The sequence below is a fragment of the Tolypothrix sp. PCC 7601 genome, assembly GCF_025677855.1.
GTDB lineage: Bacteria > Cyanobacteriota > Cyanobacteriia > Cyanobacteriales > Nostocaceae > Aulosira > Aulosira diplosiphon.
Genome location: NZ_CP064879.1, coordinates 2,579,691 through 2,603,759 on the forward strand (window position 1 = coordinate 2,579,691; position 24,069 = coordinate 2,603,759).

24 protein-coding genes are annotated in these 24,069 nt (G+C 41.6%); 11 read left to right on the plus strand and 13 right to left on the minus strand.

Going from position 1 to position 24,069, the window contains the following annotated elements; all coding sequences use genetic code 11:
- The first annotated feature begins 200 nt into the window (after window positions 1–200).
- Window positions 201–764, plus strand: coding sequence for a DUF4126 domain-containing protein (locus HG267_RS10795; RefSeq protein ID WP_045869587.1), 564 nt, complete (start codon window positions 201–203; stop codon window positions 762–764).
- A 3-nt stretch (window positions 765–767) separates the two neighbouring features.
- On the opposite strand, the gene HG267_RS10800 is transcribed toward HG267_RS10795, so the two are convergent.
- Window positions 768–1,820, minus strand: coding sequence for a WD40 repeat domain-containing protein (locus HG267_RS10800; protein ID WP_045869588.1), 1,053 nt, complete (start codon window positions 1,818–1,820; stop codon window positions 768–770).
- 79 nt (window positions 1,821–1,899) lie between these two features.
- Window positions 1,900–3,063, minus strand: a complete 1,164-nt coding sequence (gene hemH, locus HG267_RS10805) for a ferrochelatase (protein WP_045869589.1) — start codon at window positions 3,061–3,063, stop codon at window positions 1,900–1,902.
- A 93-nt stretch (window positions 3,064–3,156) separates the two neighbouring features.
- On the opposite strand from hemH, the gene HG267_RS10810 reads away from it, so the two are divergent.
- Both HG267_RS10810 and HG267_RS10815 read left to right on the plus strand, forming a co-directional pair.
- Window positions 3,157–3,783, plus strand: coding sequence for a class I SAM-dependent methyltransferase (locus HG267_RS10810; protein ID WP_045869590.1), 627 nt, complete (start codon window positions 3,157–3,159; stop codon window positions 3,781–3,783).
- A 52-nt stretch (window positions 3,784–3,835) separates the two neighbouring features.
- Window positions 3,836–4,819: an alpha/beta hydrolase family protein gene (locus HG267_RS10815; protein ID WP_045869591.1), complete on the plus strand. Its 984-nt coding sequence runs from the start codon at window positions 3,836–3,838 to the stop codon at window positions 4,817–4,819.
- A gap of 132 nt (window positions 4,820–4,951) precedes the next feature.
- Here HG267_RS10815 and HG267_RS10820 read toward each other — a convergent pair whose 3' ends face one another.
- The 3 genes from HG267_RS10820 to glyA form a co-directional block, all read right to left on the minus strand.
- Complete coding sequence (locus HG267_RS10820) at window positions 4,952–6,205, minus strand: competence/damage-inducible protein A (protein WP_045869592.1); 1,254 nt, start codon at window positions 6,203–6,205, stop codon at window positions 4,952–4,954.
- Window positions 6,206–6,341: 136 nt separating this feature from the next.
- Window positions 6,342–7,382 (minus strand): glycosyltransferase family 4 protein, encoded by a 1,041-nt coding sequence (locus HG267_RS10825; RefSeq protein ID WP_045869593.1) that lies wholly within the window; start codon window positions 7,380–7,382, stop codon window positions 6,342–6,344.
- Between the two features lie 144 nt (window positions 7,383–7,526).
- On the minus strand, window positions 7,527–8,810 hold the full coding sequence (gene glyA, locus HG267_RS10830; protein ID WP_096622059.1) for a serine hydroxymethyltransferase: 1,284 nt from the start codon (window positions 8,808–8,810) through the stop codon (window positions 7,527–7,529).
- Window positions 8,811–9,323: 513 nt separating this feature from the next.
- Between glyA and HG267_RS10835 the strand changes: the two genes are divergently transcribed.
- Window positions 9,324–9,521 carry a hypothetical protein gene (locus tag HG267_RS10835; protein ID WP_045869595.1) on the plus strand — a complete coding sequence of 66 codons (198 nt, stop codon included), beginning with the start codon at window positions 9,324–9,326 and terminating at the stop codon, window positions 9,519–9,521.
- A gap of 81 nt (window positions 9,522–9,602) precedes the next feature.
- Window positions 9,603–10,082: a Tic20 family protein gene (locus HG267_RS10840; protein ID WP_045869596.1), complete on the plus strand. Its 480-nt coding sequence runs from the start codon at window positions 9,603–9,605 to the stop codon at window positions 10,080–10,082.
- A gap of 3 nt (window positions 10,083–10,085) precedes the next feature.
- On the opposite strand, the gene HG267_RS10845 is transcribed toward HG267_RS10840, so the two are convergent.
- On the minus strand, window positions 10,086–10,859 hold the full coding sequence (locus tag HG267_RS10845) for a fumarylacetoacetate hydrolase family protein (protein WP_045869597.1): 774 nt from the start codon (window positions 10,857–10,859) through the stop codon (window positions 10,086–10,088).
- Between the two features lie 232 nt (window positions 10,860–11,091).
- On the opposite strand from HG267_RS10845, the gene rpsF reads away from it, so the two are divergent.
- Together rpsF and HG267_RS10855 are read left to right on the plus strand one after the other, a co-directional pair.
- Window positions 11,092–11,418 (plus strand): 30S ribosomal protein S6, encoded by a 327-nt coding sequence (gene rpsF, locus HG267_RS10850; protein ID WP_045869598.1) that lies wholly within the window; start codon window positions 11,092–11,094, stop codon window positions 11,416–11,418.
- Window positions 11,419–11,606: 188 nt separating this feature from the next.
- Window positions 11,607–12,173, plus strand: a complete 567-nt coding sequence (locus HG267_RS10855; protein ID WP_045869599.1) for an Npun_F5560 family protein — start codon at window positions 11,607–11,609, stop codon at window positions 12,171–12,173.
- A gap of 354 nt (window positions 12,174–12,527) precedes the next feature.
- Here HG267_RS10855 and HG267_RS10860 read toward each other — a convergent pair whose 3' ends face one another.
- Window positions 12,528–12,881: an STAS domain-containing protein gene (locus HG267_RS10860; RefSeq protein WP_045869600.1), complete on the minus strand. Its 354-nt coding sequence runs from the start codon at window positions 12,879–12,881 to the stop codon at window positions 12,528–12,530.
- Between the two features lie 463 nt (window positions 12,882–13,344).
- On the opposite strand from HG267_RS10860, the gene HG267_RS10865 reads away from it, so the two are divergent.
- Window positions 13,345–13,974, plus strand: coding sequence for a DedA family protein (locus HG267_RS10865; RefSeq protein WP_045869601.1), 630 nt, complete (start codon window positions 13,345–13,347; stop codon window positions 13,972–13,974).
- Window positions 13,975–14,173: 199 nt separating this feature from the next.
- Here HG267_RS10865 and HG267_RS10870 read toward each other — a convergent pair whose 3' ends face one another.
- Window positions 14,174–15,373: an argininosuccinate synthase gene (locus HG267_RS10870; protein ID WP_045869602.1), complete on the minus strand. Its 1,200-nt coding sequence runs from the start codon at window positions 15,371–15,373 to the stop codon at window positions 14,174–14,176.
- A gap of 1,127 nt (window positions 15,374–16,500) precedes the next feature.
- Here HG267_RS10870 and HG267_RS10875 point away from each other — a divergent pair.
- Window positions 16,501–18,060, plus strand: a complete 1,560-nt coding sequence (locus tag HG267_RS10875) for a glycosyltransferase family 39 protein (protein ID WP_045869603.1) — start codon at window positions 16,501–16,503, stop codon at window positions 18,058–18,060.
- A 334-nt stretch (window positions 18,061–18,394) separates the two neighbouring features.
- Here HG267_RS10875 and plsY read toward each other — a convergent pair whose 3' ends face one another.
- Both plsY and HG267_RS10885 read right to left on the minus strand, forming a co-directional pair.
- Window positions 18,395–19,072, minus strand: coding sequence for a glycerol-3-phosphate 1-O-acyltransferase PlsY (gene plsY / locus HG267_RS10880; RefSeq protein WP_045869604.1), 678 nt, complete (start codon window positions 19,070–19,072; stop codon window positions 18,395–18,397).
- 109 nt (window positions 19,073–19,181) lie between these two features.
- Complete coding sequence (locus HG267_RS10885; protein WP_045869605.1) at window positions 19,182–20,471, minus strand: DUF3086 domain-containing protein; 1,290 nt, start codon at window positions 20,469–20,471, stop codon at window positions 19,182–19,184.
- Between the two features lie 101 nt (window positions 20,472–20,572).
- Here HG267_RS10885 and HG267_RS10890 point away from each other — a divergent pair, with 101 nt between their 5' ends.
- Complete coding sequence (locus HG267_RS10890; RefSeq protein ID WP_155539133.1) at window positions 20,573–20,782, plus strand: hypothetical protein; 210 nt, start codon at window positions 20,573–20,575, stop codon at window positions 20,780–20,782.
- On the opposite strand, the gene HG267_RS10895 is transcribed toward HG267_RS10890, so the two are convergent.
- The 3 genes from HG267_RS10895 to HG267_RS10905 form a co-directional block, all read right to left on the minus strand.
- On the minus strand, window positions 20,779–21,171 hold the full coding sequence (locus tag HG267_RS10895) for a DUF3119 family protein (RefSeq protein WP_045869606.1): 393 nt from the start codon (window positions 21,169–21,171) through the stop codon (window positions 20,779–20,781). The genes HG267_RS10890 and HG267_RS10895 overlap by 4 nt on opposite strands.
- Before the next feature lie 781 nt (window positions 21,172–21,952).
- On the minus strand, window positions 21,953–22,750 hold the full coding sequence (locus tag HG267_RS10900) for an MlaE family lipid ABC transporter permease subunit (protein ID WP_045869608.1): 798 nt from the start codon (window positions 22,748–22,750) through the stop codon (window positions 21,953–21,955).
- A gap of 10 nt (window positions 22,751–22,760) precedes the next feature.
- Window positions 22,761–23,018 carry a hypothetical protein gene (locus tag HG267_RS10905; RefSeq protein ID WP_168160947.1) on the minus strand — a complete coding sequence of 86 codons (258 nt, stop codon included), beginning with the start codon at window positions 23,016–23,018 and terminating at the stop codon, window positions 22,761–22,763.
- Window positions 23,019–23,310: 292 nt separating this feature from the next.
- Here HG267_RS10905 and HG267_RS10910 point away from each other — a divergent pair, with 292 nt between their 5' ends.
- Entirely contained in the window at window positions 23,311–23,607 is a 297-nt protein-coding gene (locus HG267_RS10910) for a hypothetical protein (protein WP_045869609.1), read from the plus strand.
- Window positions 23,608–24,069: the final 462 nt, after the last annotated feature.

Genomic DNA, 24,069 nt, shown 5'->3' on the forward strand with positions numbered 1-24,069 from the left:
CATTTGGCATTGTCTCCCTCATCTCCCTCATCTCCCTCATCTCCCCTGCCCCCTGCCCCCAGTCCCCAAAACGGATAAATTTTTTGTAAAATATTATATAATCCGTATACTGAGATTATTTAATCTCTAACTGTTGATTAATTTTTTCACAAGTATAATTAATAACTATCAAGCTATTTAGTAGTACTTTGAATGCACTAATGATTGATATCCTAGCCACACTTTCTGCTTCGGCGGCTGCAGGAATCAGAATTGGTATACCCTTACTGATTATCGGATTGTTGCACGGAGGTCAATTGTGGTCAAAAGTTCCGCTTTTGGCTCACATTTCGCCATCAGTGTTGCTAGGCTTCTTTAGCATTTGGTCTTTGCTCGAGCTATTTGCTTCTAAAAAGCGTTTGGGGCAGAGAGTACTACAAATATTTGAGTTATTATTGTCCCCCATTGTGGGCGCAATTATGGGGTTAGCAGTATCTTCCACAACAACTGCCCCAAATTGGCTAATGGCTTGTATTGGCGGTTTGTTGGCTTTGGTATTTCAACTGGTGCAAGTCGGTTGGTTTTATCGCTTGCGTGGCTTACCGTTGTGGGCAGTCTTTCTACAAGATTTTTTATGCGTTGCTTTAGTACTATTTGCCTTTAATGCTCCTTGGCCTGGAGGATTAATTACTTTTGCCCTGCTCTGGTTTGCAATTCATAGCGCCAAGCAATGGTATGACTGGTATTGGCAATATCGCCGTCAACGTTCAGAAGCAAGGTATTAAGGGTTATTTTGGTAATAACTGCCAAATATTAATAATGCCATCCTGACTGGCACTAGCAAGAGTTTTGCCATCAGGATTGAAAGCGACAGACCAAACTTGTTCTTTTTGGGTAGTTAAAGTACCGATCAGTTTGCCTGTGCTAATATTCCATAGCTTGATGGTACCGTCTTGACTACCACTAGCAAGACTTTTTCCATCTGGACTGAAAGCAACGGATCTCACTTCAGCTGTATGACCTGTCAAAGTGTAGATGAGTTTGCCAGAATTAACATCCCACAACTTAATAGCTTTGTCACGAACGCCAGTAGCCAAGGTTTTTCCATCTGGGCTGATAGCGACATCATTAATCAATGATTTAGCATCACAACTGCGGATAACTTTACCAGTACTGATATTCCACAACTGACTAGTACTACCTGAACCACTTCGAGCAAACAATTCCTGACCATCTGGGCTAAAAGCTATAGGTACAGATTTGAAATTATCAAATCCCTTTGCAGAAGCGTTCGAGTCCTCAGGGATGGGAATAATTTTGCCAGTGCGCCAGTTCCACAGCCTAATATTAGCGCCCTGGTCAAGACCACTAGCTAGTGTCTGCCCATCGGGACTAAAGGCTACATCAATTACAGGTTCTGAATGCTTGAGAGTACGGGTAAGTTCCCCAGTACTAACATTCCAGAGATTAAGATTTCCATTTTGACTACCACTAGCAAGAATCTGACCATCTGGGCTAAATTCAACAGCCCAAGCCTGTCCGTTAAATGTACGGATGAGTTTTCCCGTGCTGGGATTCCAAAGTTTAACGGTTTTAGCACCAGCACTAGCAACAACAGCACCTACAGGATTTTTCGCCCTAGATACTTCTGGAGAATAAGCAACCGAATAACCCGAATCTGACTCTGTTGAGAGCTTGCGGAGTGGTTGACTATTTGGCGCAGATTGGGTAGTTAAGTCCTGAGTTCTGGAACTAAATGCAGTGCAACCGGAAACAGCAGTAGTTACTAAAATAAGAATCCATATTGTGAGTGCTTTCCCAGGAATTTGGTTGAGAGTCATTTTAGGTTTGCACCTCAAGCTTGATAAATGACTCGACTCTTTCAATAACACTCTGTTCCGTTGTTAGTCTGCGTAGAAGTTACAACAAGCCAATCATGTGCAGCAATCCCCGACCAGTGACTAGCTCAATAATCAGAGCAATAAAGCCAAGCATGGCAATTCGACCATTCCAGACTTCGGCGCTGGTGGTAATCCCCCATTCCCAACGCTCTTGGGGATACATTTTCACCTTCTTCTTCATTTGGGTGACTTGTGATAGCTTCAAGCTAGGCTGCTTTAGCGAATCAATCACCAAATCTGCTAATGCTTTAATAAAAACTGGATGGGTATTAGGAGCAGGTACACGCCGGAAGTTGTTAATTCCAGCCTCTTCAGCTATTTCGCGATACTCAATATCAATTTCCTGCAATGTCTCAATATGTTCTGAGACAAAACTGATAGGTACGACAACTAAATCTTTAACACCTTTTTCTCCTAATTCTTTCAGCGCATCTTCAGTGTAGGGTTGCAGCCACTCTACAGGGCCAACACGACTTTGATACGCTAAGGTATGAGCATTAGGACGATTGAGGGTACGCATAATCAGAACAGTACATTCCTCAATTTCTTGCTGATAGGGATCACCTGCTTCTTCAACGTAGCTTTTCGGTACGCCATGAGCGCTGAAGAAGATATGAACATCATTAGGATTAGGATATTGATCGAGTTCTTGGGCGATGAGTTCTGCCATTGCTTGCAGATAGCCCTGTCGTTTATACCAAGAAGGAATAACAGTGTATTCCAGAGGTTGAATTTTGGGATTTTCTTGCCAGAGTTTTTCTAGGAGTCGGAAGCTAGAACCACTGGTACTAATAGAAAATTGTGGGTATAGGGGTAAGATAACCAACTGTTCAATCTGATCTTGAGCTAGTTGAGCGATCGCTTCTTCAGTATAGGGATGCCAATAGCGCATTCCTAAATATATCTTGGCTTCTTGCCCTAACTCTCTCAATTGTTCTCTTAGCGCTTCTCCTTGCGCTTCTGTAATGCGTCGCAGTGGCGAACCACCACCAATGTGCTTGTAGTTTTCTTGTGATGTTTTTGTACGTCGTGAAGCAATAAACCAAGCTAGGGGTTTTTGCAACCAACGAAATGGTAGGCGAATAATTTCTGGATCAGAAAACAGGTTAAACAAAAATGGCCCAACATCTTCTAACTTATCTGGCCCACCGAGATTGAGTAATAAAACGCCTACACGACCCATAGCAGTTACTTTCCCCTAACCCTTTCAGTTTTTTTACTAATGTTAACAATATATCTTTATTAAATATAAAGGTTAATAGGACTCAATAATGTCATGGCAACAATTTTAAGAGACTGGAGTTATCGTTATCAGTGGTTATATGACGGCATATCTGGTTTAGCGGCGTTAAGTGTAGGCGGTGAAAGTCGGTTTCGGCAACTAGCTTTGCAAGGCTTAACCATTTCCTCAGACAGCAAGAGTTTAGATTTATGTTGCGGTAGTGGCCAAGCTACACAATTTTTAGTGAAACTTTCACAAAACGTAACGGGGCTGGATGCATCTCCCTTATCTTTGAAGCGGGCGAGGCAAAATGTACCTAGCGCCTCCTATGTGGAAGCATTTGCAGAAAATATGCCCTTTGCAGATGGTGAATTTGATGTAGTGCATACAAGTGTGGCATTACACGAAATGGAACCTCAGCAATTGCGACAAATTATTAGTGAGGTTTATCGAGTTTTGAAACCAGGGGGTGTGTTTACATTGGTAGATTTTCACGCTCCCACCAATCCCATATTTTGGCCTGGGGTATCACTGTTTTTGCTATTGTTTGAGACAGAAACAGCCTGGCAATTAATCAAGACAGATTTACCAAAATTGTTAACAGAAATTGGCTTTGAAGTTAGTAAAACAACTTTATATGCAGGTGGAAGTTTACAAGTAATTCAAGCTAAAAAACCATGAGATCATATTTCGCTAAAATTAACTAAACCGAAATAACTCAAATTTTTAGGGTATGAGCGTTCGAGCATTTTTCCACGCTACCAAAGTTGAAGATGCTTTCCCCCCATATGACACCATTCACTTGAAAGTTTTCTATCCAGGTCAAATGTCAGGTAGTAATCAGGAACAAGATATGGATATTGTTCCTGCTGATTCTCAACTGGCTCCCTTTAAAGTAGTGATTTTTTTTAACGGCATCAACTGTGTCCCTGAAATGTATCAATGGCTTGCTGTTAAATTGGCGGAACGTGGGCTTGTAGTTGTGACATTTTCATGGGTTGCCCAAAATTTACCGGGAATGGTGTCTTTAACCCCAGGTGTTGATATTAAAATGTTGACTCCAAACACCTATGGTTCAGGGCCAACAGCCTCAGCTTTATCAACATTACTAGCCGAATTAGAGCGTTTACAATCAGAGGGTGTCCTAGCTGGATTACTTGATTTACAGCATATTATTTTAGGAGGTCATTCTGCTGGGGGTAGAGTTGCAATCGAAAGTGCAAATCCACAGTTTTTTCCCCAAGTGGTAGCGGCTTTTGCCTATGGTGCTCATACCGCAGCAGGTGTACAGATAGGATATCCATCCGGCACAATCTTACCCTTGCCTAATGCTGTACCACTAATGTTAATTGGCGGCACTTGTGATGGCGTAATTTTTCAAAGCAGCCATCGTTATGGAGTTAATTGGGAAGATCCAACAACTCCAATAGTTAGAACTTTCAAAGAAGCAATCTCTAGTCATAGAGGAGATAATTATTTACTTCTTTTAGAGGGTGCCAACCATTTTTCTATTGCCTATCCCTTTGATTCCAGCACTGCTATACCTTTGTTAGATTTTCCAGCAACTCAACCTGAAGAGCAACTGCGAAATTTGATAGCAGAAACAATTGGTTTATTCATTGATGCTCATGTTTCTTATCAACAAATAGCCCTCGATAATCTCAATCAATATTTAATATCTCATAACCCTTTAATAGCATTATTTGAGAGAAAATAGCTGTTAAACTAAATTTTCCTTATTTCTGCCTGATTTATTAATCACTCCATCTATAAAGAGATGGAGTTTGCCGCAATTATCAATGAAATTTATTATTGAGCAAGAGTAAATCAATATACAGAAATACTATTACTACTCCCTCGTCAATAACTTACGTCGCAGTACATCCAACGCTGTACAAGCACTGACATGGCGAATAAAAGGACGAGTCCGCGTTTGTCCAAATCGATATTCAAAACTAGCTACTTCATCTTTAGGCCCTGCTAAACCTACGTAAACCAAACCCACAGGCTTGTTATCTGTCCCGCCAGTAGGGCCTGCAATACCAGTGATACTCAATCCCCAAGTAGTAGAAAGGCGAGTTTTTACCCCAACTGCCATTTGCTCTGCAACAGTAGCACTAACAGCACCCATTTTAGCTAAATCATCTGGGTTAACTCCCAGTAGTCCTACTTTCACAGAGTTGTCATAAGAAATTACCCCACCCCAAAAGTATTCTGAACTACCAGAAATTTCCGTCAGCATTTGCCCCAGTCCGCCACCTGTGCAGGATTCTGCCACCGATAAGGTTTCACCTGACTGTAGCAACAACTTACCAACTACTGAAGCTAGAGTTTCATGATCAACACCGTAAAAATCTAAGCCAGCAATTTCTTTAATTTGTTTCTCAACCGGGACGATTAAATCCTCTGCTGCTGCTTCAGAAGGGGCTTTAGCAGAAATTCTTAACCGCACTTCTCCGTTACCTGCATAAGGGGCAACTGTCGGGTTCAGCAAATTAAAATAGGAAGGGACTTTTTCCGCTAAAGCAGATTCACCAATTCCCCAGAACCTCAAACTCCGGCTGTAAATAATTTCTTTGCTCCAGCCTTGGCTTTTGAGATAGGGTACTGCGGTTTCTTCCCACATCCGATACATTTCGGAGGGTACACCAGGAAAAGTCAAAATAGTGACATTGGGTCGGGGTTGCCAAATAATACCTGGTGCTGTTCCCGTAGGATTCGGTAAAATGTCTGCACCTTCAGGAATCAAAGCTTGTTTGCGGTTACTAGGAGTCATCACCCGACCGCGCTGGGCAAATTTCTCAGCCATATCTTCAATGATTTCAGGACGTTCTACCAAGGGAACGCCAAAAAAATCAGCAATGGTTTCACAGGTGAGGTCATCTGGTGTGGGGCCAAGACCACCTGTAAAAATCAAAATTTGCGCTCTAGAAATCGCAATTTCTATAACTTGTTTTAGCCGTTCTGGGTTATCTCCTACTACTGTTTGATAATAATGGGGAATACCTAGTTGAGCTAATTGTTTCGCTAGAAATTGGGCATTGCTGTTGAGAATATCTCCCAGCAACATTTCTGTACCAACACAAATAATTTCTGCACTCATAGGATTTTAGATTTAGATTATTCGTAAATATTTAGTTAGTGTTTATTGATATTTTTTCAGTCAGGGCTTTAACGCTTCAAGGTAAAAATTAAATTCCTTACTAAAAACTTAATTAACACATTTAAAATACCTGATTTTATCGAGATATTTTCCAAACTCGCCAAACTGCAAAACTCAGCAACGAAGTACCAGCACAGGCGTAAGCAATACCACTGGGTATCCCCGCAATAGCTAATGCTAAACTGCCCACCCATAGGGTTAGAGAATAAATAAATAAAACCGTCCAGCGATGAGATAAACCTGCTTTAAGTAATCGATGGTGTAGATGGCTTTTATCGGCTGTAAACGGAGATTTACCGCGTCTTAGCCGCGCTAAAATTACTGCTGACATATCGACAATCGGCACAGCAAGAATCAAGTAAGGCAATAATACGGCTGTGAAAGCAGGAATTTTGACCAGACCAATTACACCTACAGAAGCTAGGGTGAATCCCATAAAATAAGCCCCGCCATCTCCCATAAAGATTTGAGCGGGGTTGAAATTGTAGCGGAGAAATCCTAGTGCTGCACCTGCAAGGGCGGCGGCAATGAGGGCGGCGGCTGGTTGGTGCATAAATAGTGCTACAACTAGCATCACCACAGCCGCAATTCCACTGACTCCCGCAGCTAATCCATCTAAACCGTCAATCCAATTAATGGCATTGACCATACCCACTAGCCAAATCACTGTAATTGGTAAACTCAGCCAGTCTAGATTGACAATCCCCATTGTGGGAATAGTTACGAAATCTATACTTACCCCTGCTTTCCACGCACCAGATGCCACAATTACTTGCATCAGCAGACGCGACAAGGGTGACAAGTTCAGCAAATCGTCAGCTAACCCAATCAGGAAAAAGCCGAGACCACCTAAAGTTACACCCCAAATTTGCCATTCTTTGTCTGGTGGTAGGCTGCCAAATCCACCTAACCACCAGACAATGAGTAGAGAGGTAATAGTCCCTGCGAAAATAGAAACTCCTCCCAAGCGTACCATCGGGCGCTGATGAACTTTTCGCTCACCAGGTTGATCTACACGTCCACTTTTTATACCTATTTTCCTAATATCTGGTGTTGTCCAAAGAACGACTACAGCCGCAACTAGGAAGGAAATCAGATGATAAATCTCAGGAGGCATCTGTAATTTTCAATAAGTAAATTGTCTAGGGATTGAGGAATTGGTAATGGGTAATCGGTAATTGGTAATGGGGATGAGGAGGATGAGAGGAGAATAAATCACAAATTCTCGATGCCCTATGCCCCATGCCCCATGCGCTATGCCCTATGCCAAAGCTGGTACAGGAATCTCTAGATGAGAGTAGAGGGGGAAGCGATCGCATAATGCTGCTACCCTGCGCCGACAATCAGCTGCAACTTCCTCTGATTCTGGAGATAATAGGCGATCGGCAATAATATTACCTATCTCGGTAAATTCTGCCACACCTAAGCCCCTGGTGGTCATGGCTGGTGAACCTAATCTCAGACCACTGGTGACAAATGGTGATTGCGGATCGAAGGGAACTGTGTTTTTGTTAGCGGTAATATTTACACCACTCACTAACTGATCCGCTTGCTTACCTGTCATACCAATAGACCGTAAATCTACTAACATGAGATGGTTATCTGTACCATCGGATACTATCTTTAACCCACGATTTTGTAGTTGACTTGCCAAAGCACGGGCATTCTCAATCACTTGGGCAGAATAGGTTTGAAATTCTGGCTTGAGTGCTTCGCCAAAAGCCACAGCTTTCGCCGCAATTACATGTTCTAAAGGCCCGCCTTGAGTTCCGGGGAAAACTGATTTATCCAGCTTTTTACCCAATTCTGCGTCGCCTGTTAAAATCAAACCACCGCGAGGGCCGCGTAGAGTTTTATGGGTGGTTGTAGTCACTACATGGCAGTGAGGAATTGGGTTAGGATGCAGACCAGTGGCGACTAAACCAGCAATATGAGCAATATCAGCTAGTAGGTAAGCACCAACTTCATCGGCGATACTGCGGAATCTTTCAAAATCAATAATGCGAGGATAAGCCGAATAACCGCAAATTAGTAGCTTAGGACGCTCCCTCAGCGCCAGCTCACGAATTTGGTCATAGTCGAGTTGTTCTGTTTGCTGGCTAACGCCGTAGTGCTTCACTTTGAACCACTTACCAGACACATTCACGGGTGAACCGTGGGTCAGATGTCCCCCATGAGACAAATCCATGCCCATGATTGTGTCGCCTGGTTCTAACAGTGTTAAAAACACCGCAAAATTTGCTTGTGCGCCGGAATGGGGTTGAACATTGGCATGAGCCGCACCAAAAAGCTTTTTCGCACGGTCAATTGCTAGCTGCTCAACTTTATCGACAAATTCACAACCGCCATAGTAGCGTTTACCAGGCAGTCCTTCAGCATATTTATTTGTTAGTACAGAACCTTGAGCCGCTAGTACAGCTGCAGAGGTAAAGTTCTCACTAGCAATCAACTCTAAATGGTCGCGTTGACGCTGTAGTTCTTGATTAAGTAGCTCTGCGATCGCCGGATCGCTAGAGTTAAGAATGTCTGAGTTTGTCTTAGTCACTTCCGCTATCCTTAGGGGATTTGCCCAACTGTGTATTTTGCCTGAGTGTCACATTTTAGCAACAGTCCACAGTCAAGATTACATATTTCAAAGGCTATAGTTCAATGGCTTTTGAAAATAAATTATTGGGCATGGGGCATGGGGCATTGGGCATCGATTATTCGTTCTCTACTCTTCAGCTTTTTCCCATTACCCATTACCCATTACCCAATCCCCACCCCCTGTATTACTTTTAACTAAAAAAGCCCCTCTCAAAATATAGACAACATACAATAAATTTAGAGGCTACTGGACAATCGTGTTTGAGTTGCTCTGGCTGACATTTTTGCCCAGAAAAGCCTGAAAGGTTAATTTTAGGCGTTCATTGCCCATGTGAATCACAATCCACTTTTCCCACAGTCTAGACTGAGCAAAGCTGGAATATTTGGTAATTCTAAGGCTTGAGCGTCTGAAAGGCCGATCCTTTCCTCAGTAAAATGTTGGGTCACAGTGAGGATTTACAGGAGGGATGAGATGCTAGTCATTTTAATGGAAGATCAAATCCTGGCTCCTGGGAAGGTTTGCCAGTCTTGTTTATTAGCTGATAGGAGTGGTCAACCCCGTTGGAGTCAAGGTCAACTGCGTTGCGGTCACCAGGTCAGCAAACTCACTGCACAGCAGCCTGAACAGTATGAATGTATGATGGGTTTCCGCATTGCCAATATAGAATAATTAGATTTGCTAGCATGAGCAGGTAACTGCGTTATCCTAGGCTCAAGTAACTGTTGATTTTTTGGCACAGGAGAACGCAAAATGGCTTGGCGCGGGTCTACAACGGTTTCCGACCGGATTTTTGCTTGCTTACCTTATTTGCTGCCCTTAATTGATGGGCTAATGTTTGGTTATGTGTCTTTATTTAGAGAATTTCCGGCGCTGCAAGTGCTACTTGTGCCTCTTCAGCCTGTTGTTCTCATTTATGGTAGTTTAGGACAATTTGGTCAACTAATTGTCTTCTTTGCCTTATTCTTTTTGGTAGTGAGAAATGAAAAAATAAATCATTTCATCCGTTACAACACTATGCAGGCAATTCTGTTAGACATTATTGTGTTTCTTGGCAGTATAGTTTTGCGGGTGATTGCACTCCCTGGGATAGCTTTTGCGGTGCAAACAGTAGCTAGCACAATCTTTCTTGGTCTAGTGGCAGCAGTGGTATATTCTGTTGCCCAGTCTTTGATGGGACGCTACGCAGAAATTCCCGCAGTTTCGGATGCTGTTTATATGCAAGTACGTTAGCGATTAACGAGAGACAATGATGTTTTCTAGGCGACCAATGCCTTCAATTTCCACACGGACGCGATCGCCTAGTTGCAAAGCTCCCACACCCTCTGGTGTACCTGTAAGGACTACATCGCCGGGCATTAGTGTCATCACTTGGCTGATATAAGACACTAAAAAATCTGGTGGAAATACCATTTGATCAATACAGCTAGATTGTACTGGATTCACATTGTCGTTTAAAAAAGTCTGCAATCTCGCTCCTGGGTTTAATTCTCGGACAATCCAGGGGCCCAAGGGGCAAAAGGTGTCAAAACCTTTGGCTCTCGTCCATTGTCCATCTTTTTTTTGCAAATCTCTGGCTGTGACATCATTGGCAATGGTGTAACCCCAAATTTTAGTTTGGGCCTCTTCTGGGGTACATTCACTGGTGCGATCGCCAATGATCAATGCCAATTCGCCTTCATAGTCTACTCTTTGTGATAGCACTGGATATTTGATTTCCGTCTCAGAGGCAATAATTGATGTGGGCGGCTTGAGAAAGAGGAGTGGCTCACTTGGTACAGGAGTTCCCATTTCTGCAGCATGATCGGCATAATTCTTACCCACCGCAACAATTTTTGAGGGAGCACAAGGAGCCAGAATTTGATATTCTTCTGGTTCCAAGATTAAATCCGTAGGTTGTCCCTGTAGCCAAGGCGGAGCGTCTAGCACCTGGACATTTAGGGAGAGTTGTAACAACCCATAATAAATCTGTCCTTCCTGATTTTGAACTCGCACATAGCGTTGCGCCATAACCTTGATTAATGTCCTTTTGGATGCAATTACAAGCTGTGATCTCAAGAGCAAGCATTAGTTAGCTAAGAGATTCAAAACTTTGGCTAATTTGGCTCTAGATTCAATTTGAAAACTGGTAAGATTATAGTTCCTTGTTGCTTCAGATGTTGATTAGTACTGAGCTTGTTTCTGCAGGTTCATGTATAAATTAGCAGTAGCAGCCTTTTTGTCCATAAGGAGACTAAAAACCATGTCCATAGTTTATGAAACAATGTTCATCCTGCGTCCTGACTTAGGAGACGAACAAGTAGAGCAAGCGATTACTAAATATCAGAACTTGCTCAAAGAACACGGTGCAGAAGATATCCAAATTCAAAATCGTGGCAAGCGTCGTCTAGCTTATGAAATTAAAAAGCAGCGGGATGGCATTTACATTCAATTCAACTATACTGGCCCGGGAACTGCGATCGCCCCTGTAGAAAGGGCTATGCGCTTAAGCGAAGAAGTAATTCGCTACCTGACTATTAAACAGGATGTTCACGAGGAAAAAGCGGCTCAAGTGGCTGTAAGCGCTTAAGCAGGTTAAGTGCTGAGATTTACCTTCTCAGCACTTAAAAATGGGTAACACAAAACTCAAAAAAAATGTGCTTTTTTTTCTGACTAACTTAGCTAGTAATGCTAAATTAACAAGTACTTGCTTGAGCAAGTATGACCGCAGTTCTACCTAAAAGCGCATATTTTTTTGAATGGGAGCTGTAAGCCGCTGTGAGCCAATCTGATACATCCAATATCCAAGCTCTCTCTACCGAAGTATCGCAACTGCGCCAAGAGTTGCAGCTTCGCGATCAATTAGTGCAACAGCTATCGCAAGAACTCTTCCGACTGGTGAAGGGCAATACTAGCTTTATGCCCCCAAAGCCACCAGAGCCAGAGCAAGATACGAAGCAGTTGCAGGCTTTGCAAGAACAATTGCAAGCTATTGAACAACAGGTGACATTCTACCAAGAGCAAATTACGGCACGTGATACCGAAATTTATCAGTTACGGCAAAATGTGCAAGAATTGACCGATCGCAGTCGGATGTTGGAGCAAGTAGTACAAGAGTTACCCCAAATTTATCGTCGCAAATTCGAGGAGCGTATGGCTCCTGTGAGAGAAAAAGTAGCAATACTCCAACGCGAAAATCGGCAATTGCAAGCAGAATTACAAAGTGTTAGTTATCGATTAGCACTAAAAAGCCGTAATGCTAATCATAGTGGCATTGATTTGCCAACTTTTCCCCGTCCAACATCAGAAGAAACTTCTATTTCGCCTGTAACTAATAGCCAATAAATGATTTGCTATTGAGCATGGGTCAAGGGTCAAGAATCAAAAGTCAAAAGTCGGAGGTTAAATGGACTTTTGAATTTTGAGTTGTTTGCCCCTGCGCTTTCCCTGACTTTTTATAATCAAAGCTTCAAGTTTTTAAATATAAGTTTATTGAGATTCCCCAAGGGCAATTGCCCTTAAGGTTTTTTTATCGACGCTTAATTAGGGATTTTCTCTGGAATAGTTAAAATTTAAATAAATTTGTGTGAGCACTAGTTTGTGATGGTTAATCATGGTGAGGATATAGTAACCAGAGAAATTATTAAGAATTTATAAAATTAATTGACCTCACCATGTATTTTCCGATGAAATGGAGATTCAACTTGCTAGAGCCAGTCTGCGATCGTGGACAAGAGACAGAACATCTTCATAGGTATCAAAACTTTCAAATACTGAATCTAGTTGAGTAAGTTCTAACACTAATCGCACGGGTGCTTTTACATTACACAGAACTAAGCGGCATCCACTTTGGCGCGCAGCTGTTAATACTTTTACTAGGGAGACCAATCCAGAACTATCCATAAAATCCACTGCGGCTAAATCAATCACCCAAAGTTGATGAGGTTGGGGTACCACTTGAAGCATCTCATTACTTAAAGCTATACCACCCTCTAAATCAATGCTGCCTTGAGGTTTGAACAAAACCACTTGAAGTTTCTGTTTTAGAGTCATGAATTTCACTGAATAAATTGCAACACTATAACAAACAAAAACAAAAAACGGGCATTAACACTGTGTTCGCTTGACAACAACCATGACAGTATTACCGAACTCTGCGGTTAATGACAGCATAGCAGTTGAGACAAGTTTTTTCAGTATTCATGCCGTATAATTTGTCTTAACTTTCATCAATATAGGCATAAACCCCTAAGAATGGCAGTATCCTAAATATCTTTTACAAGATTTTTATATTTGCTAGCCCTTTAATAAATTTTTTATAAAAAGATTATACTGACCATCAGTAACTATACGGTTATGCTAATAACCTATTAATTACCAATAGTCAAGCACCTTTAGTTAATAGTTAAGATAGACTAGAAACTATAAAACCCTATAAGTGGCTTGATTGACAGGCCAGCCAGAAAGGAGCCAAGATTATAATACAAGTAAAAAATTGTAAAGACGGCGGTGCGGAATGTCTCTTGAGTTGATTTCACTAGAAAACATCCAGGAATTCGCCCACCATTATGGTTATTGGGCAATATTTTTGGGAATTTTGCTAGAAAATTTGGGCATTCCCCTTCCTGGCGAAACCTTAACTCTTGTAGGTGGGTTTTTAGCTGGCAGTAATGAACTTAATTACTGGTTTGTGCTTGGGAACGCCGTTGCCGGTGCTGTGCTGGGGGGCACTTGTGGCTATTGGATTGGTAGGCTCGGAGGTTGGAGTTTCTTACTTCAAATGGGTAAGATATTCCGCATATCTGAAGAAAAACTGCTAAATATTAAAGCGCAATTTAGTGAAAATGCAGGTAAAGCTGTGTTTTTTGGCCGCTTTTTTGCATTACTAAGAATTTTTGCAGCTCCACTAGCCGGGATAGCTGATATGTCTTTCGGAAAATTCTTTGTATATAACTTAGCAGGGGCTAGTGCGTGGGCTGGTGTGATGGTGACATTAGCTTTCTTCGCAGGAAAAGTGGTTTCTCTAGAACAATTAGTTTCTTGGGTAAGCCATTTTGCGATCGCGGCCTTACTAATTTTAGTAGCCTTGATTGTTATACCCCTGTGGTTAGAATCTCGCCAAGTCAAGCGCGCAGCAGGAGAATAGTTTAAGTAAAAAGTGAAAAGTAAAAAGGCAAAAGTTCTCATTTATTTGAGCTTTTGCCTTTTTGCTTTCAATAGTTGTCGGTTAAGGGGAAAAAGGGGAATGGGAAAAGGGAAAAAAACCTTTAACCCTTAACCTTTTACCCTTAACTAATTTTGAGTTGAAAACGCTATCCCTTGTAGTATTGCTTTTACTTTAATATTTACTTGTTTTGCTGTGCCCAAATCCGGGTTGGTAAGCCCCAAACGTAAATAAAGCCTTCAGCCGCTTTATGATCGAATTGGTCGTCAGCGCCGTAGGTTGCTAAGTCAGGGGTATAAAGAGAATTGTCACTCCAGCGCCCGACTAAGGTAGCATTACCTTTGAACAGTTTCACCCGTACAGTACCAGAAACTCGTTCTTGTGTCTTTTGAATAAACCCATCTAGGGCTGCTTTTAAGGGACTGTACCACAGACCGTTGTAGACTAATTGCGTATAAGTCTCTTCAATACCACGCTTGTAGTGGCTGACATCTGCTGTTAAAGTTAAGCTTTCTAAATCTCGGTGTGCCTGAATTAACACAACCATTGCCGGGGATTCATAGATTTCTCGAGATTTAATACCCACCAAGCGGTTTTCGATCATATCAATCCGCCCAATACCGTGATTTCCTGCTAGTTGATTGAGTTGTTCAATCAACGCAACTGGGTTTTTTGCAATTCCGTTGAGAGTTGTAGGAATCCCATGTTGGAAACCAATTTCAATATATTCAGGCTGATCGGGAGTATTTGCGATCGCTTTAGTCATCTCATAAATTTCTTCTGGTGGTTCAAATGCTGGATCTTCCAGCACCCCAGCTTCAATGCTGCGCCCGAGCAAATTTTTATCAATACTGTATGGAGAAGATTTTTTTACAGGTGCGGGAATACCATAGCGTTCACCATAGGCGATGGTTTGCTCCCGACTCATCCCCCATTCCCGTGCGGGTGCAAGGATTTTGAGATTAGGATTCAGCGCCGCACAGGAAACATCAAAGCGTACCTGATCGTTACCTTTACCAGTGCAACCGTGAGCGATCGCATCTGCACCATATTTTTCAGCTGTTTCTACTAATATTTTGGCAATGAGTGGACGGGCAAGCGCAGTTCCTAGAGGATAACGATTTTCATAGAGGGCGTTAGCTTGAATCGCTGCAAACGCGTAATCTTTCACGAAACTGTCTTTAACATCCGCTACTAGAGATTCACTTGCACCCGATTTTAAAGCTTTTTCTCGAACTGGTTCTAATTCATCTCCTTGACCTAAATCTGCTGCTAACGTAATTACCTCTTCCACACCCCACTCTTCTTTGAGGTAAGGAATGCACACTGAAGTATCAACTCCCCCAGAATAAGCCAGGACAACCTTTTTGGCGCGACCCATTAGTTTCTCCACTTAGGAAAACAAACAATGAGTCATTATTATACACATATCTTTTCTCTAGAAATTAAGTTATTTGAAAACCTGGGATTACCTTAGTAAATTTTGTCAACATAGCAAGCAACTTTTAGATTCCAGTCTCACGTTCTTCTTTGCGACTTTGCGCCTCTGTGTGAGACAAAAATCCTCTAGTTAATTTGTCATAAAACACTGTATTTAGTTTTTCAAATCACAATTTATAGCAAAGCTATGGCATTAATTTATTGAAAATAAGCTTTTTCATGTAGACAAGAAGTATTACTAGAGAGGATATAGCAATCCTATTTCAGTTGTGAAAATCTACGTTGTGGCTGTTAACTGTTGACTGTCAATAGTCAACAAAGCTTGATGTAATATTTTACAAATTCTCCACAGATTTATATTAGAAGGCTGTTATTGAGGGGCTTTGCGTTAGCCGTAAGCTGTAACACAGGAAAAGTTTTGGTAAGGGTGCCATACTCTCAGCACTAAGGCATCCTACTAAGCTGAGACTTGCCTAATGATTTTTATACACTTATAATTTCAGTAGCTTAAAAAGCTATGCGATCGCTCTCAGGTAGATCAGCTAATCGTCATTCATTTTTCCGGGATGAGTCGCTTGTAGTAAGCGGTTCAGCTTTGGATAGATGCATCTTAAATGCTGATTAACTTACCTACTTTCATTAGACAATGAAGCATCACAACTAACAGAATCATCCATTTATCAAATTCAAGCCCAGAGCGATACTAATTTTCTTTATACCTACAGTTAGTTTGTTTTTTATTAGGAAGAATAAACAATTAAGTTTAGCTATTAAGGCTATTTAAAAAGAATACCCAGTAAATTTGTGATGCTTCAGTTTTTATAACATTTTTCAATGCACTGGGAAATATTAGATTTATGTTGGGTTGCTGTTGATTTTTAAATGTTAACAGCCAATAAATTTTAGCAACCATTCTATGATTTAAAGGCGTAATAGCTGATGAATTGATGCAATAACTTTGTAATCAACATATTGACTAACCTATTTGATTAGCAGTCACCCAAAGCAGAAAAATTGTTATATTCTTTGATTCGCTTTATCGAGTAATACCAGCCGTTTGTACTAGTTATGATTAAAAAGAAAAACTTGCCATTTGTGCAGATATTTTTTGTTTTTATATTAGTTTTAGGGATATTTTTTAGATTTTATAATCTGGACAAAAAAATTTACTGGTTTGATGAGACATATACATCATTTAGAAGTGCTGGTTATACAGAAACAGAATTAATTCAGCAGCTCTATAATGGGCAAGCGATTAGCTCTGATACTGTGAAGGATTATTTAAAACCCAGTGCGGCAAAAGGATTTACTGATGTGATTACATCTCTTGCCAAAGAAGATTCACAGCATCCTCCCCTATATTTTTTAATCTTGCATATATGGATAAAATTATTTGGCAGTTCTACTGCTGTATTCAGAAGTTTATCTGTATTATTTAGCTTATTGACACTTCCTTTAATGTATTGGTTATGTATAGAAATTTTTAATTCACATGCGACTGCTAAAATAGCAACATCGCTCATTGCTATTTCTCCTTTTCATGTTTTATATGCTCAAGAAGCGAGAGAGTATAGTTTATGGATTGCCACAATTCTGTTTGCAAGTGCTAGTTTATTAAGAGCAATTCGTCTTAATACTAGATTGAGTTGGATTATATATACCATATCTTTAATCACAAGTTTGTACAGTTTTTTATTTAGTGTATTTATCTTGATTAGTCATTTACTATATGTTGTCGTGAGGGCAGGATTTAGAATTAATAAAATATTGATTTATTCTCTGCTTTCATATATAAATGCTATTATAGCTTTTATACCCTGGTTAATAGTTGTAGTTGTTAATTATAAAACAATTAATCAAACTACAGATTGGTCAACTCAGAGGTTACCGATATTTTTCCCCGCAAATGGTCATGATAGTTTGGTATATAGATGGGGTCTAAATCTCAGCCGCTTGTTTTTAGATATAGATAATAAATTGGGAAATATGGAGATTGTTGTAATTCTCCTGGCGACTGCTTTAATGATTTATTCCCTTTATTTCTTATGTAAACAGTCTGCGGCTAAAACATGGCTATTTCTGCTAACACTGATAGGAGTATTAGCCTTGTCTTTGATGATTCCCGATATAATTTTTAAATGGCAGCGTTCCGGGATGTCTAGATATTTAATTCCTTCATATCTAGGAATTGAAATTGCTATTGCTTATGTGATTAGTAAAAAGCTTGCTTCTCAATATATTTGGCGGCAAAGGTTATGGTCTGGAGTCATATTTATATTAATTTCTAGCGGCATAATTTCTTGTGTTTGGAGTTCGCAATCAGAAGGATGGTGGAATAAAATCCAAAGTTATTCAGTGACTCCGATAGCTCGTACCATTAATGCAGTAGACCATCCACTAGTTATTAGTGATAGTAAAATTGGTAATATTATGCCCTTAGCTTGGATTCTTGATTCTGATGTAAATATGCAACTTTTAGTAAAAGCTAAAATCCCTGTCATCCCCGATAAATTTAATCATGTTTTTTTATATAAACCTTCTAAAGGTATGGAGGAAAATCTGAAGGAAAACTACACAATAGAAAAATTCCAAAATTTTAACAACTTGAAAAGTTTAACTAAAAAGTAGCTACCCCTCAATACTGCTCGGTTAAGGATTTTCAATTCTTAATTGGGTTTGGGAAAAAGGTATACCCCTGCGCTTAAGCAAGCTACGCGTAGCGTCTGTGCAGGAGAAAGGGTAAGGGTTACAGGTTTGTTCTTGCCCCTTTTCTCCTTCCCCTTTTCCCCTCAACCGACAAGTATTAAGCTACCGCTACCCTTAAGGGAATTCAAAATTAAAAGCCCCACGGATTCATCCGTGGGGCTTTTATCTTCTTTTTCTAGGCTCAGGAAAGTCAAATTTAGGATTAGGCAATTAATTTATGAATAGGTGAATAGTCAACCTCGTTGTTTTATTTGTTTTAAGCAGGTTGTTCAGGTTCTGGCGTTACCTGCCCAATTTTTGGTTCTGTGCCTGCAAGCAGACGTTCTATATTGCTGCGGTGGCGGATAATTACATACAACCCACCCACAAAAGCATAGAGAATGCAAGCTAAGGGTTGATGGAAAATTACCATGAAAATTGTCACTGCGATCGCACCTGTAATGGAACCCAAGGAGACTATGCGCGATATGGCAAAGACAAGGGCAAATACACCTGCTGTGGCTAAACCTACTTGCCAGCTGATTGCTAACAAAGTCCCTAAACCAGTGGCGACAGATTTACCACCGCTAAAGCCTAAAAAAATCGATTTACTGTGTCCGAGAACTACTGATAATCCGGCTAAAGTCACTAACCAGGGTTGCCAAAGGTTAGCATCTACCGTAGTGGGAATGAAGTTATAAACTGGAGCCAGGTGAAATAACTGATAAACTAAAGCGATCGCCAATACACCTTTCAAGCAATCAATTAATAACACAAATGCCCCAGGGCCTTTACCCAAGGTTCTCAGCACATTAGTTGCGCCAGTGGAACCAGAACCAACTTCCCGGATATCAATACCTTTTAACTGCTTCACTGCAATGTAGCCTGTAGGGAAAGAACCCAGTAGGTAGGCTACAACTAAAACCGCTCCGCACAAAGTTAACCAAATAGCCATAACAATTCAAAAGTCAAAAGTCAAAAGTTGTAGAGACGCGATTAATCGCGTCTGTACTTAAAAGTTAAGAGTCCAAAGCCATAATACTTGACCAATGACAAATGACTAATTAAAAATCATCATCATAATTTCTCATTGTTTTGGGGTCTGGGGCAAAGGCTAACCATAAAGGAAATTGCAGTAACCCCAGACTAATTTGGTCTTCGGAATCATCGATGATAATTAAAGGCATTTGATTGGCTTTAACTAGTCGTTCTGCTTTCTGTGCTACAGCTTCGGGGGTTTCAAATAATACCACTCCTCTATCTGGGCCAAAGTCTGGACGACCGATGCCTAAACAGTCTTGTAAGCCGCGCCGCCATTCACCGAGACGTTCTGGTGTATTAGATAATATTAGGGCACGGAGGCGATCGCCATAGAGGGTGTTGAGAATAGAAATCACCGCTGAAGAAATCAAGATATTCTGCAAGCGACTACCCATTGTCCGCAAAGCACCTCTACCGCCTTGGGTGAAAAACCAGTTAGCAACTCTCTCGGCGTGGACTGGTTCAAAGGTGCGGCGCAGTTGCCAAGCTGGGCCATAATAATCTGGTTTGTTGCGATATTGGTCAATCAGGCGGCGAATTTGCTTGCTAGTATCTTGAAACTGCTGGGGCGCAAATTGGGGGATACCTGGCTGAGATTCAACAGGCTTTACCTCTTTAACTACAGGCTTTTCGCGTTCAATTATTGGCGGCGGTACTAGGGGCAATTGCTCGGCGGCGGCGGCTAAATCTTGTAAACTGCCTGTGAGGTAATCTTTAAAACCCTGGACGCGAATTGCTAAGTCTTGGGATGCGCCCGCAAATGTAGTACGCATTTCATTACGGATGCGTTCTTGACGGCGTTCTAACTGTTCAACAGAAATTTGCAGGGTTTGTTTGCGTTGTTCTAATTGCGAGAGCGACTCTTGCACAATTTTTCCTAGTGTCTGTTGAGTTTCCCCAACTTGTGCTTGCAGAGTTTTGTAAGTCGCTTGCAGATTGGCTATTTCGGCTTTCAGAGCTTCTTTGGTAGTTTCTAACTCAGCAACTTGTTGTGCTGCTTGTGCATATAGAGAATTATCTGCGGATTCTGACTCTCTTGGCGATCGCACTGCCACAGTTTCCACTGGTAATAATGGTATAAGTAACTCAGCTGCATCCTCTGTTGGCTCTGTCGCAACTTCTACTTCTATTTGGGAAATTGGTGCTGACATTGCGTCATCGGGCTGTGAGTCTACCAATAAATTTTGTGTTTCTGTTTGGGCCTCTGAGTCAACCGATGAGTCTTCCGGCTCTGCAACTGGTTTGCTCGGCTCTTCTATTTGCGCCAACCACTCATCAATTGATTCTGGGGTTTGAGATTCCTCTGGGTTCATAAATAATAGTGTAATTCCTATGACGCGAATAAATAGCTTTCAGAAATATACAATTGACCTGTGTTAAAAGTCCTAAGTCTGAATTTTATATTACTTGGGGATTGGGGACTGGGGATTGGGGACTGGGGATTGGGGATTGGGGATTGGGGATTGGGGATTGGGGATTGGGGATTGGGGATTGGGGATTGGGGATTGGGGATTGGGGATTGGGGACTGGGGACTGGGGACTGGGGACTGGGGACTGGGGACTGGGGACTGGGGACTGGGGACTGGGGATTGGGAAAAGGCTGATACTCAGAACTCAGCGCTAAATACGCGGACAGCGTTGTTCTAAACAAGCTTTGAGGGTGTTTGGGTCAAATAAAATGGGCAAAAAGTGAATGCTGTTAATTTCTTTAAAGTAAAACAGAATCGGAACTCTGGGCCAAAATATCCGCCAATTTTGCCATTCTTGGTAAGGAAACCGCCTAATTAATTTGTCGCCTCTGTACAAATCCAAGTCAGTGGCGGTAAATTGCAACCGTATAACACCAGCTTGAAACATGAGAAACAAACCCAGCAAGCCAATGACACCGCCTACTAAGGGTTGAACTAGCAGCAGTGGAATAGAAGCAACTAGCAAAACTACAGGGATATTGTAGCTAGGTTTGAGTTCAACTGTAGATGTAGAGTTAGAGTTAGGTGCAAATGAACTAGTCATACTAATTATTAGATGTTTGATTCTAGAGCCACTGAGTTGCGCGGGTTAATAGCGTTGTCGCCAGTGGTGTGATTTTATATTCAGAGAAAAGCCTAGCACCGCAAGGTCAATACAGCATATTTCAGGTAAATCAAGTACATAGGTAGGGGCATTGGTGTCAACTTAACGTGAAACCCGCTCTTGTGGAAGGTTTCGCCCTCACCCCCAGCCCCTCTCCCACAGGGAGAAGGGAGCCAGAGATTTAGTTCCCCTTCTCCTGCGGGAGAAGGGGTTAGGGGATGAGGGCGCGAGGTATTTGTACCGCCCACCCTAGATCGCTTTTAGCTGAATTTGACACCACTAGGCAGTGCCTTGCCCTGACAATTATCTGTACCTCATCAACTTGTAATCTGCTGTCTATCAAGGTTTGTGATTGTTTGAGATGTTAGCTTGTGTTGTACTAGAGGCTGTAAGCCTTGATCCACAGATGCAAAATCTGCTTCTCCTATTTTAAAATTTCGTGGTTGAGGAGGCGCGTTAGGGACTTCCACGAAATAAATTATCTTATATCTTGTGGGGCGGGCATCTTGCCAGCCACATAAACTGGGCGGACAAGATGTCCACCCCACAATAAATACTGGGATATTTTTTTATTAGGAAGTCCCTGATTAAGAGTGAGAGTATAACTACATCTGCCAATACTTTTTGGATCAGTCGTTTGGTAAAAGGTGAAAGGGAAAGGGGTAATGGCTAAATTTACACCTTTTCCCTTTTACCTTTCTCCCTTAGCCTAAAAGTCTTGCTACATCCCTTTGATCAATGCACTACCAGGGCCTTGAAACATTAACCAAGAAAGAAAGAAATTACTGACAAATATAATGAGCAAGGCTGTGACTACAGCAGTGGTAGTTGATTGTCCTACCCCCTTAGCGCCTCCGGTTGTTGTTAAACCCCAGCTACAACCAATTACCGCAATTAAAATGCCAAAGCAAAACGCCTTAATCATGGCGCTCAAAATATCCCAAAGACCAAGCAGATTACGCGCCGAGTCGAGAAATACGGTATCAGCGATGTTGTATAAATTTGTGGCAATTAACATTCCCCCTAATAACCCTGTCACCAAAGACAAGAGAGTTAAAATTGGCAACATTATGCAACAAGCTAAGACACGGGGAATAACTAGATAATCAATAGGGTCTGTTCTGAGCATTAATAGAGCATCAATTTGCTCTGTGACTCGCATAGTGCCAATTTCAGCCGCAAAAGCCGAACCCACTCGCCCCGCTAAAATTACGGCTGTCAATACAGGCGACAGTTCTCTGGTTAAGGCTACCGCCAGCACCCCGCCAACAAAATTTCCCGCCCCAAAGTTAATAAACTCCCGTGCTACCTGAATGGTAAACACCGCGCCCACAAAAATCGCCGTTAACAGCGCAATAAAGAGCGAATCTGGCCCCACTGAGGCCATTTGCTCTTTAGTATTTCGCCAATGAATTCTGATTCGTAGGAGGTGAACCAGTACTTGTCCACCCAAAAAAATCGCTGCCAGCAACCGCTGACCCCACGCGCCTAGACTGGATTTGGATGTAGTCTCACTCAATGTTTTGTAGCTAACTCGGTAACTGCCTTAAGAATAGCGAAACTAAACGCCTTGAGGGAATTGGTAAATGGAAAAAGTTTGGGGATGGGGCATGGGGCATGGGGCATGGGGCATGGGGAATGAGTAATGAGTAATTGGGTGTTGGTAATTTCTCCTCATCTCCCTCATCTCCCTCATCTCCCTCATCTCCCTCATCTCCCTCATCTCCCTCATCTCCCTCATCTCCCTCATCTCCCCAATGCCCAATGCCCAATGCCCAATGCCCCATGCCAAACATTAACTTACTTTAAAGCTCGTCTCATAAAGTTAAGGGCTTTTTGAGCAAGCTGGAATTGCGTTTTGATGATAACTATAAACTAAAATCTATATATGACAATGGTTTTGCTCGCTTCATAGCCTATTTGCGCTGAACCAAACTCATCTGTGAGATAGCACTTTTTTTTAATGAAAACTTAAGATTTTTGACATCTTGGTTGCTGAGGGGCGATCGCTCGTATTGTAGAAGATGACATTGCAGCTTTTATCGCTATTGTCTACCCTAACCGCGGAGTGTCGTTTCAATGACTGTGTTTACTAACTTTCTCCGTTCCCTGCTACTTACGATTGTCTTTAGTTTTTCCCTACCCATGCTTTTAGTTGGTGGCTTCTTGCTGGTGGTATCTCTGTTGGGTCATATCCCAGGGTTACAAGGCATCAATGAAGCGATCGCTCAACAAATTATACATTTTCTCGCTACCTTTGGCAGTGGTACTCCTCTGCGGGGCTTATTTGTTATTAGTTTAACTTGTAGTTTTGTGGGAGCGCTGTTTGACATCTACGCTTATTATCGGTGTCAAATTCTCCGCATTGATTCCTAAGTTGAGTGCATCAGCATATTCAAGTTTTGATTGGCTGACCAATCTATAAGTATTTATATTTCATAATTAGAGGATGCTTATCCTCAACTAGCTCTGGATGGGCATTCTGGAAATTTTATTAATTAAGGCAGAAGGCAGGGGGCAAAAAGCAGGAGGCAGAGGGAATAACTTTTGACTCTTGTACAGACGCGATTCATCGCGTCTCTGTAACCGGGCGAATCATCACGTTTCTGCAACTTAGGCACTCTTATTTATACTAAAGTTAAAACCAGGTTAAGTGTTTGTGGCAATTGTGCTACACACCCAATTTAGGTTATTGATTTTTTAGATTCTTAGTTTTTGCCAGCTGAATAAAGATGAAAATATCAGATAAATAGCTATTTCAATCTAAAAATTTCCTTAATGTTTGGTGAAGGATAGTACCTGTGCATTGTTTGATGCTGATAAAAGCGGGTCGTCTGA

Coding starts and splice junctions, on each gene's coding strand:
- HG267_RS10795 (WP_045869587.1), top strand. CDS start 201: ATGATTGATATCCTAGCCACACTTTCTGCTTCGGCGGCTGCAGGAATC.
- HG267_RS10800 (WP_045869588.1), bottom strand. CDS start 1,820: ATGACTCTCAACCAAATTCCTGGGAAAGCACTCACAATATGGATTCTT.
- hemH (WP_045869589.1), bottom strand. CDS start 3,063: ATGGGTCGTGTAGGCGTTTTATTACTCAATCTCGGTGGGCCAGATAAG.
- HG267_RS10810 (WP_045869590.1), top strand. CDS start 3,157: ATGGCAACAATTTTAAGAGACTGGAGTTATCGTTATCAGTGGTTATAT.
- HG267_RS10815 (WP_045869591.1), top strand. CDS start 3,836: ATGAGCGTTCGAGCATTTTTCCACGCTACCAAAGTTGAAGATGCTTTC.
- HG267_RS10820 (WP_045869592.1), bottom strand. CDS start 6,205: ATGAGTGCAGAAATTATTTGTGTTGGTACAGAAATGTTGCTGGGAGAT.
- HG267_RS10825 (WP_045869593.1), bottom strand. CDS start 7,382: ATGCCTCCTGAGATTTATCATCTGATTTCCTTCCTAGTTGCGGCTGTA.
- HG267_RS10835 (WP_045869595.1), top strand. CDS start 9,324: ATGCTAGTCATTTTAATGGAAGATCAAATCCTGGCTCCTGGGAAGGTT.
- HG267_RS10840 (WP_045869596.1), top strand. CDS start 9,603: ATGGCTTGGCGCGGGTCTACAACGGTTTCCGACCGGATTTTTGCTTGC.
- HG267_RS10845 (WP_045869597.1), bottom strand. CDS start 10,859: ATGGCGCAACGCTATGTGCGAGTTCAAAATCAGGAAGGACAGATTTAT.
- rpsF (WP_045869598.1), top strand. CDS start 11,092: ATGTCCATAGTTTATGAAACAATGTTCATCCTGCGTCCTGACTTAGGA.
- HG267_RS10860 (WP_045869600.1), bottom strand. CDS start 12,881: ATGACTCTAAAACAGAAACTTCAAGTGGTTTTGTTCAAACCTCAAGGC.
- HG267_RS10865 (WP_045869601.1), top strand. CDS start 13,345: ATGTCTCTTGAGTTGATTTCACTAGAAAACATCCAGGAATTCGCCCAC.
- HG267_RS10870 (WP_045869602.1), bottom strand. CDS start 15,373: ATGGGTCGCGCCAAAAAGGTTGTCCTGGCTTATTCTGGGGGAGTTGAT.
- HG267_RS10875 (WP_045869603.1), top strand. CDS start 16,501: ATGATTAAAAAGAAAAACTTGCCATTTGTGCAGATATTTTTTGTTTTT.
- plsY (WP_045869604.1), bottom strand. CDS start 19,072: ATGGCTATTTGGTTAACTTTGTGCGGAGCGGTTTTAGTTGTAGCCTAC.
- HG267_RS10885 (WP_045869605.1), bottom strand. CDS start 20,471: ATGAACCCAGAGGAATCTCAAACCCCAGAATCAATTGATGAGTGGTTG.
- HG267_RS10895 (WP_045869606.1), bottom strand. CDS start 21,171: ATGACTAGTTCATTTGCACCTAACTCTAACTCTACATCTACAGTTGAA.
- HG267_RS10905 (WP_168160947.1), bottom strand. CDS start 23,018: ATGGGGCATTGGGCATTGGGCATTGGGCATTGGGGAGATGAGGGAGAT.
- HG267_RS10910 (WP_045869609.1), top strand. CDS start 23,311: ATGACTGTGTTTACTAACTTTCTCCGTTCCCTGCTACTTACGATTGTC.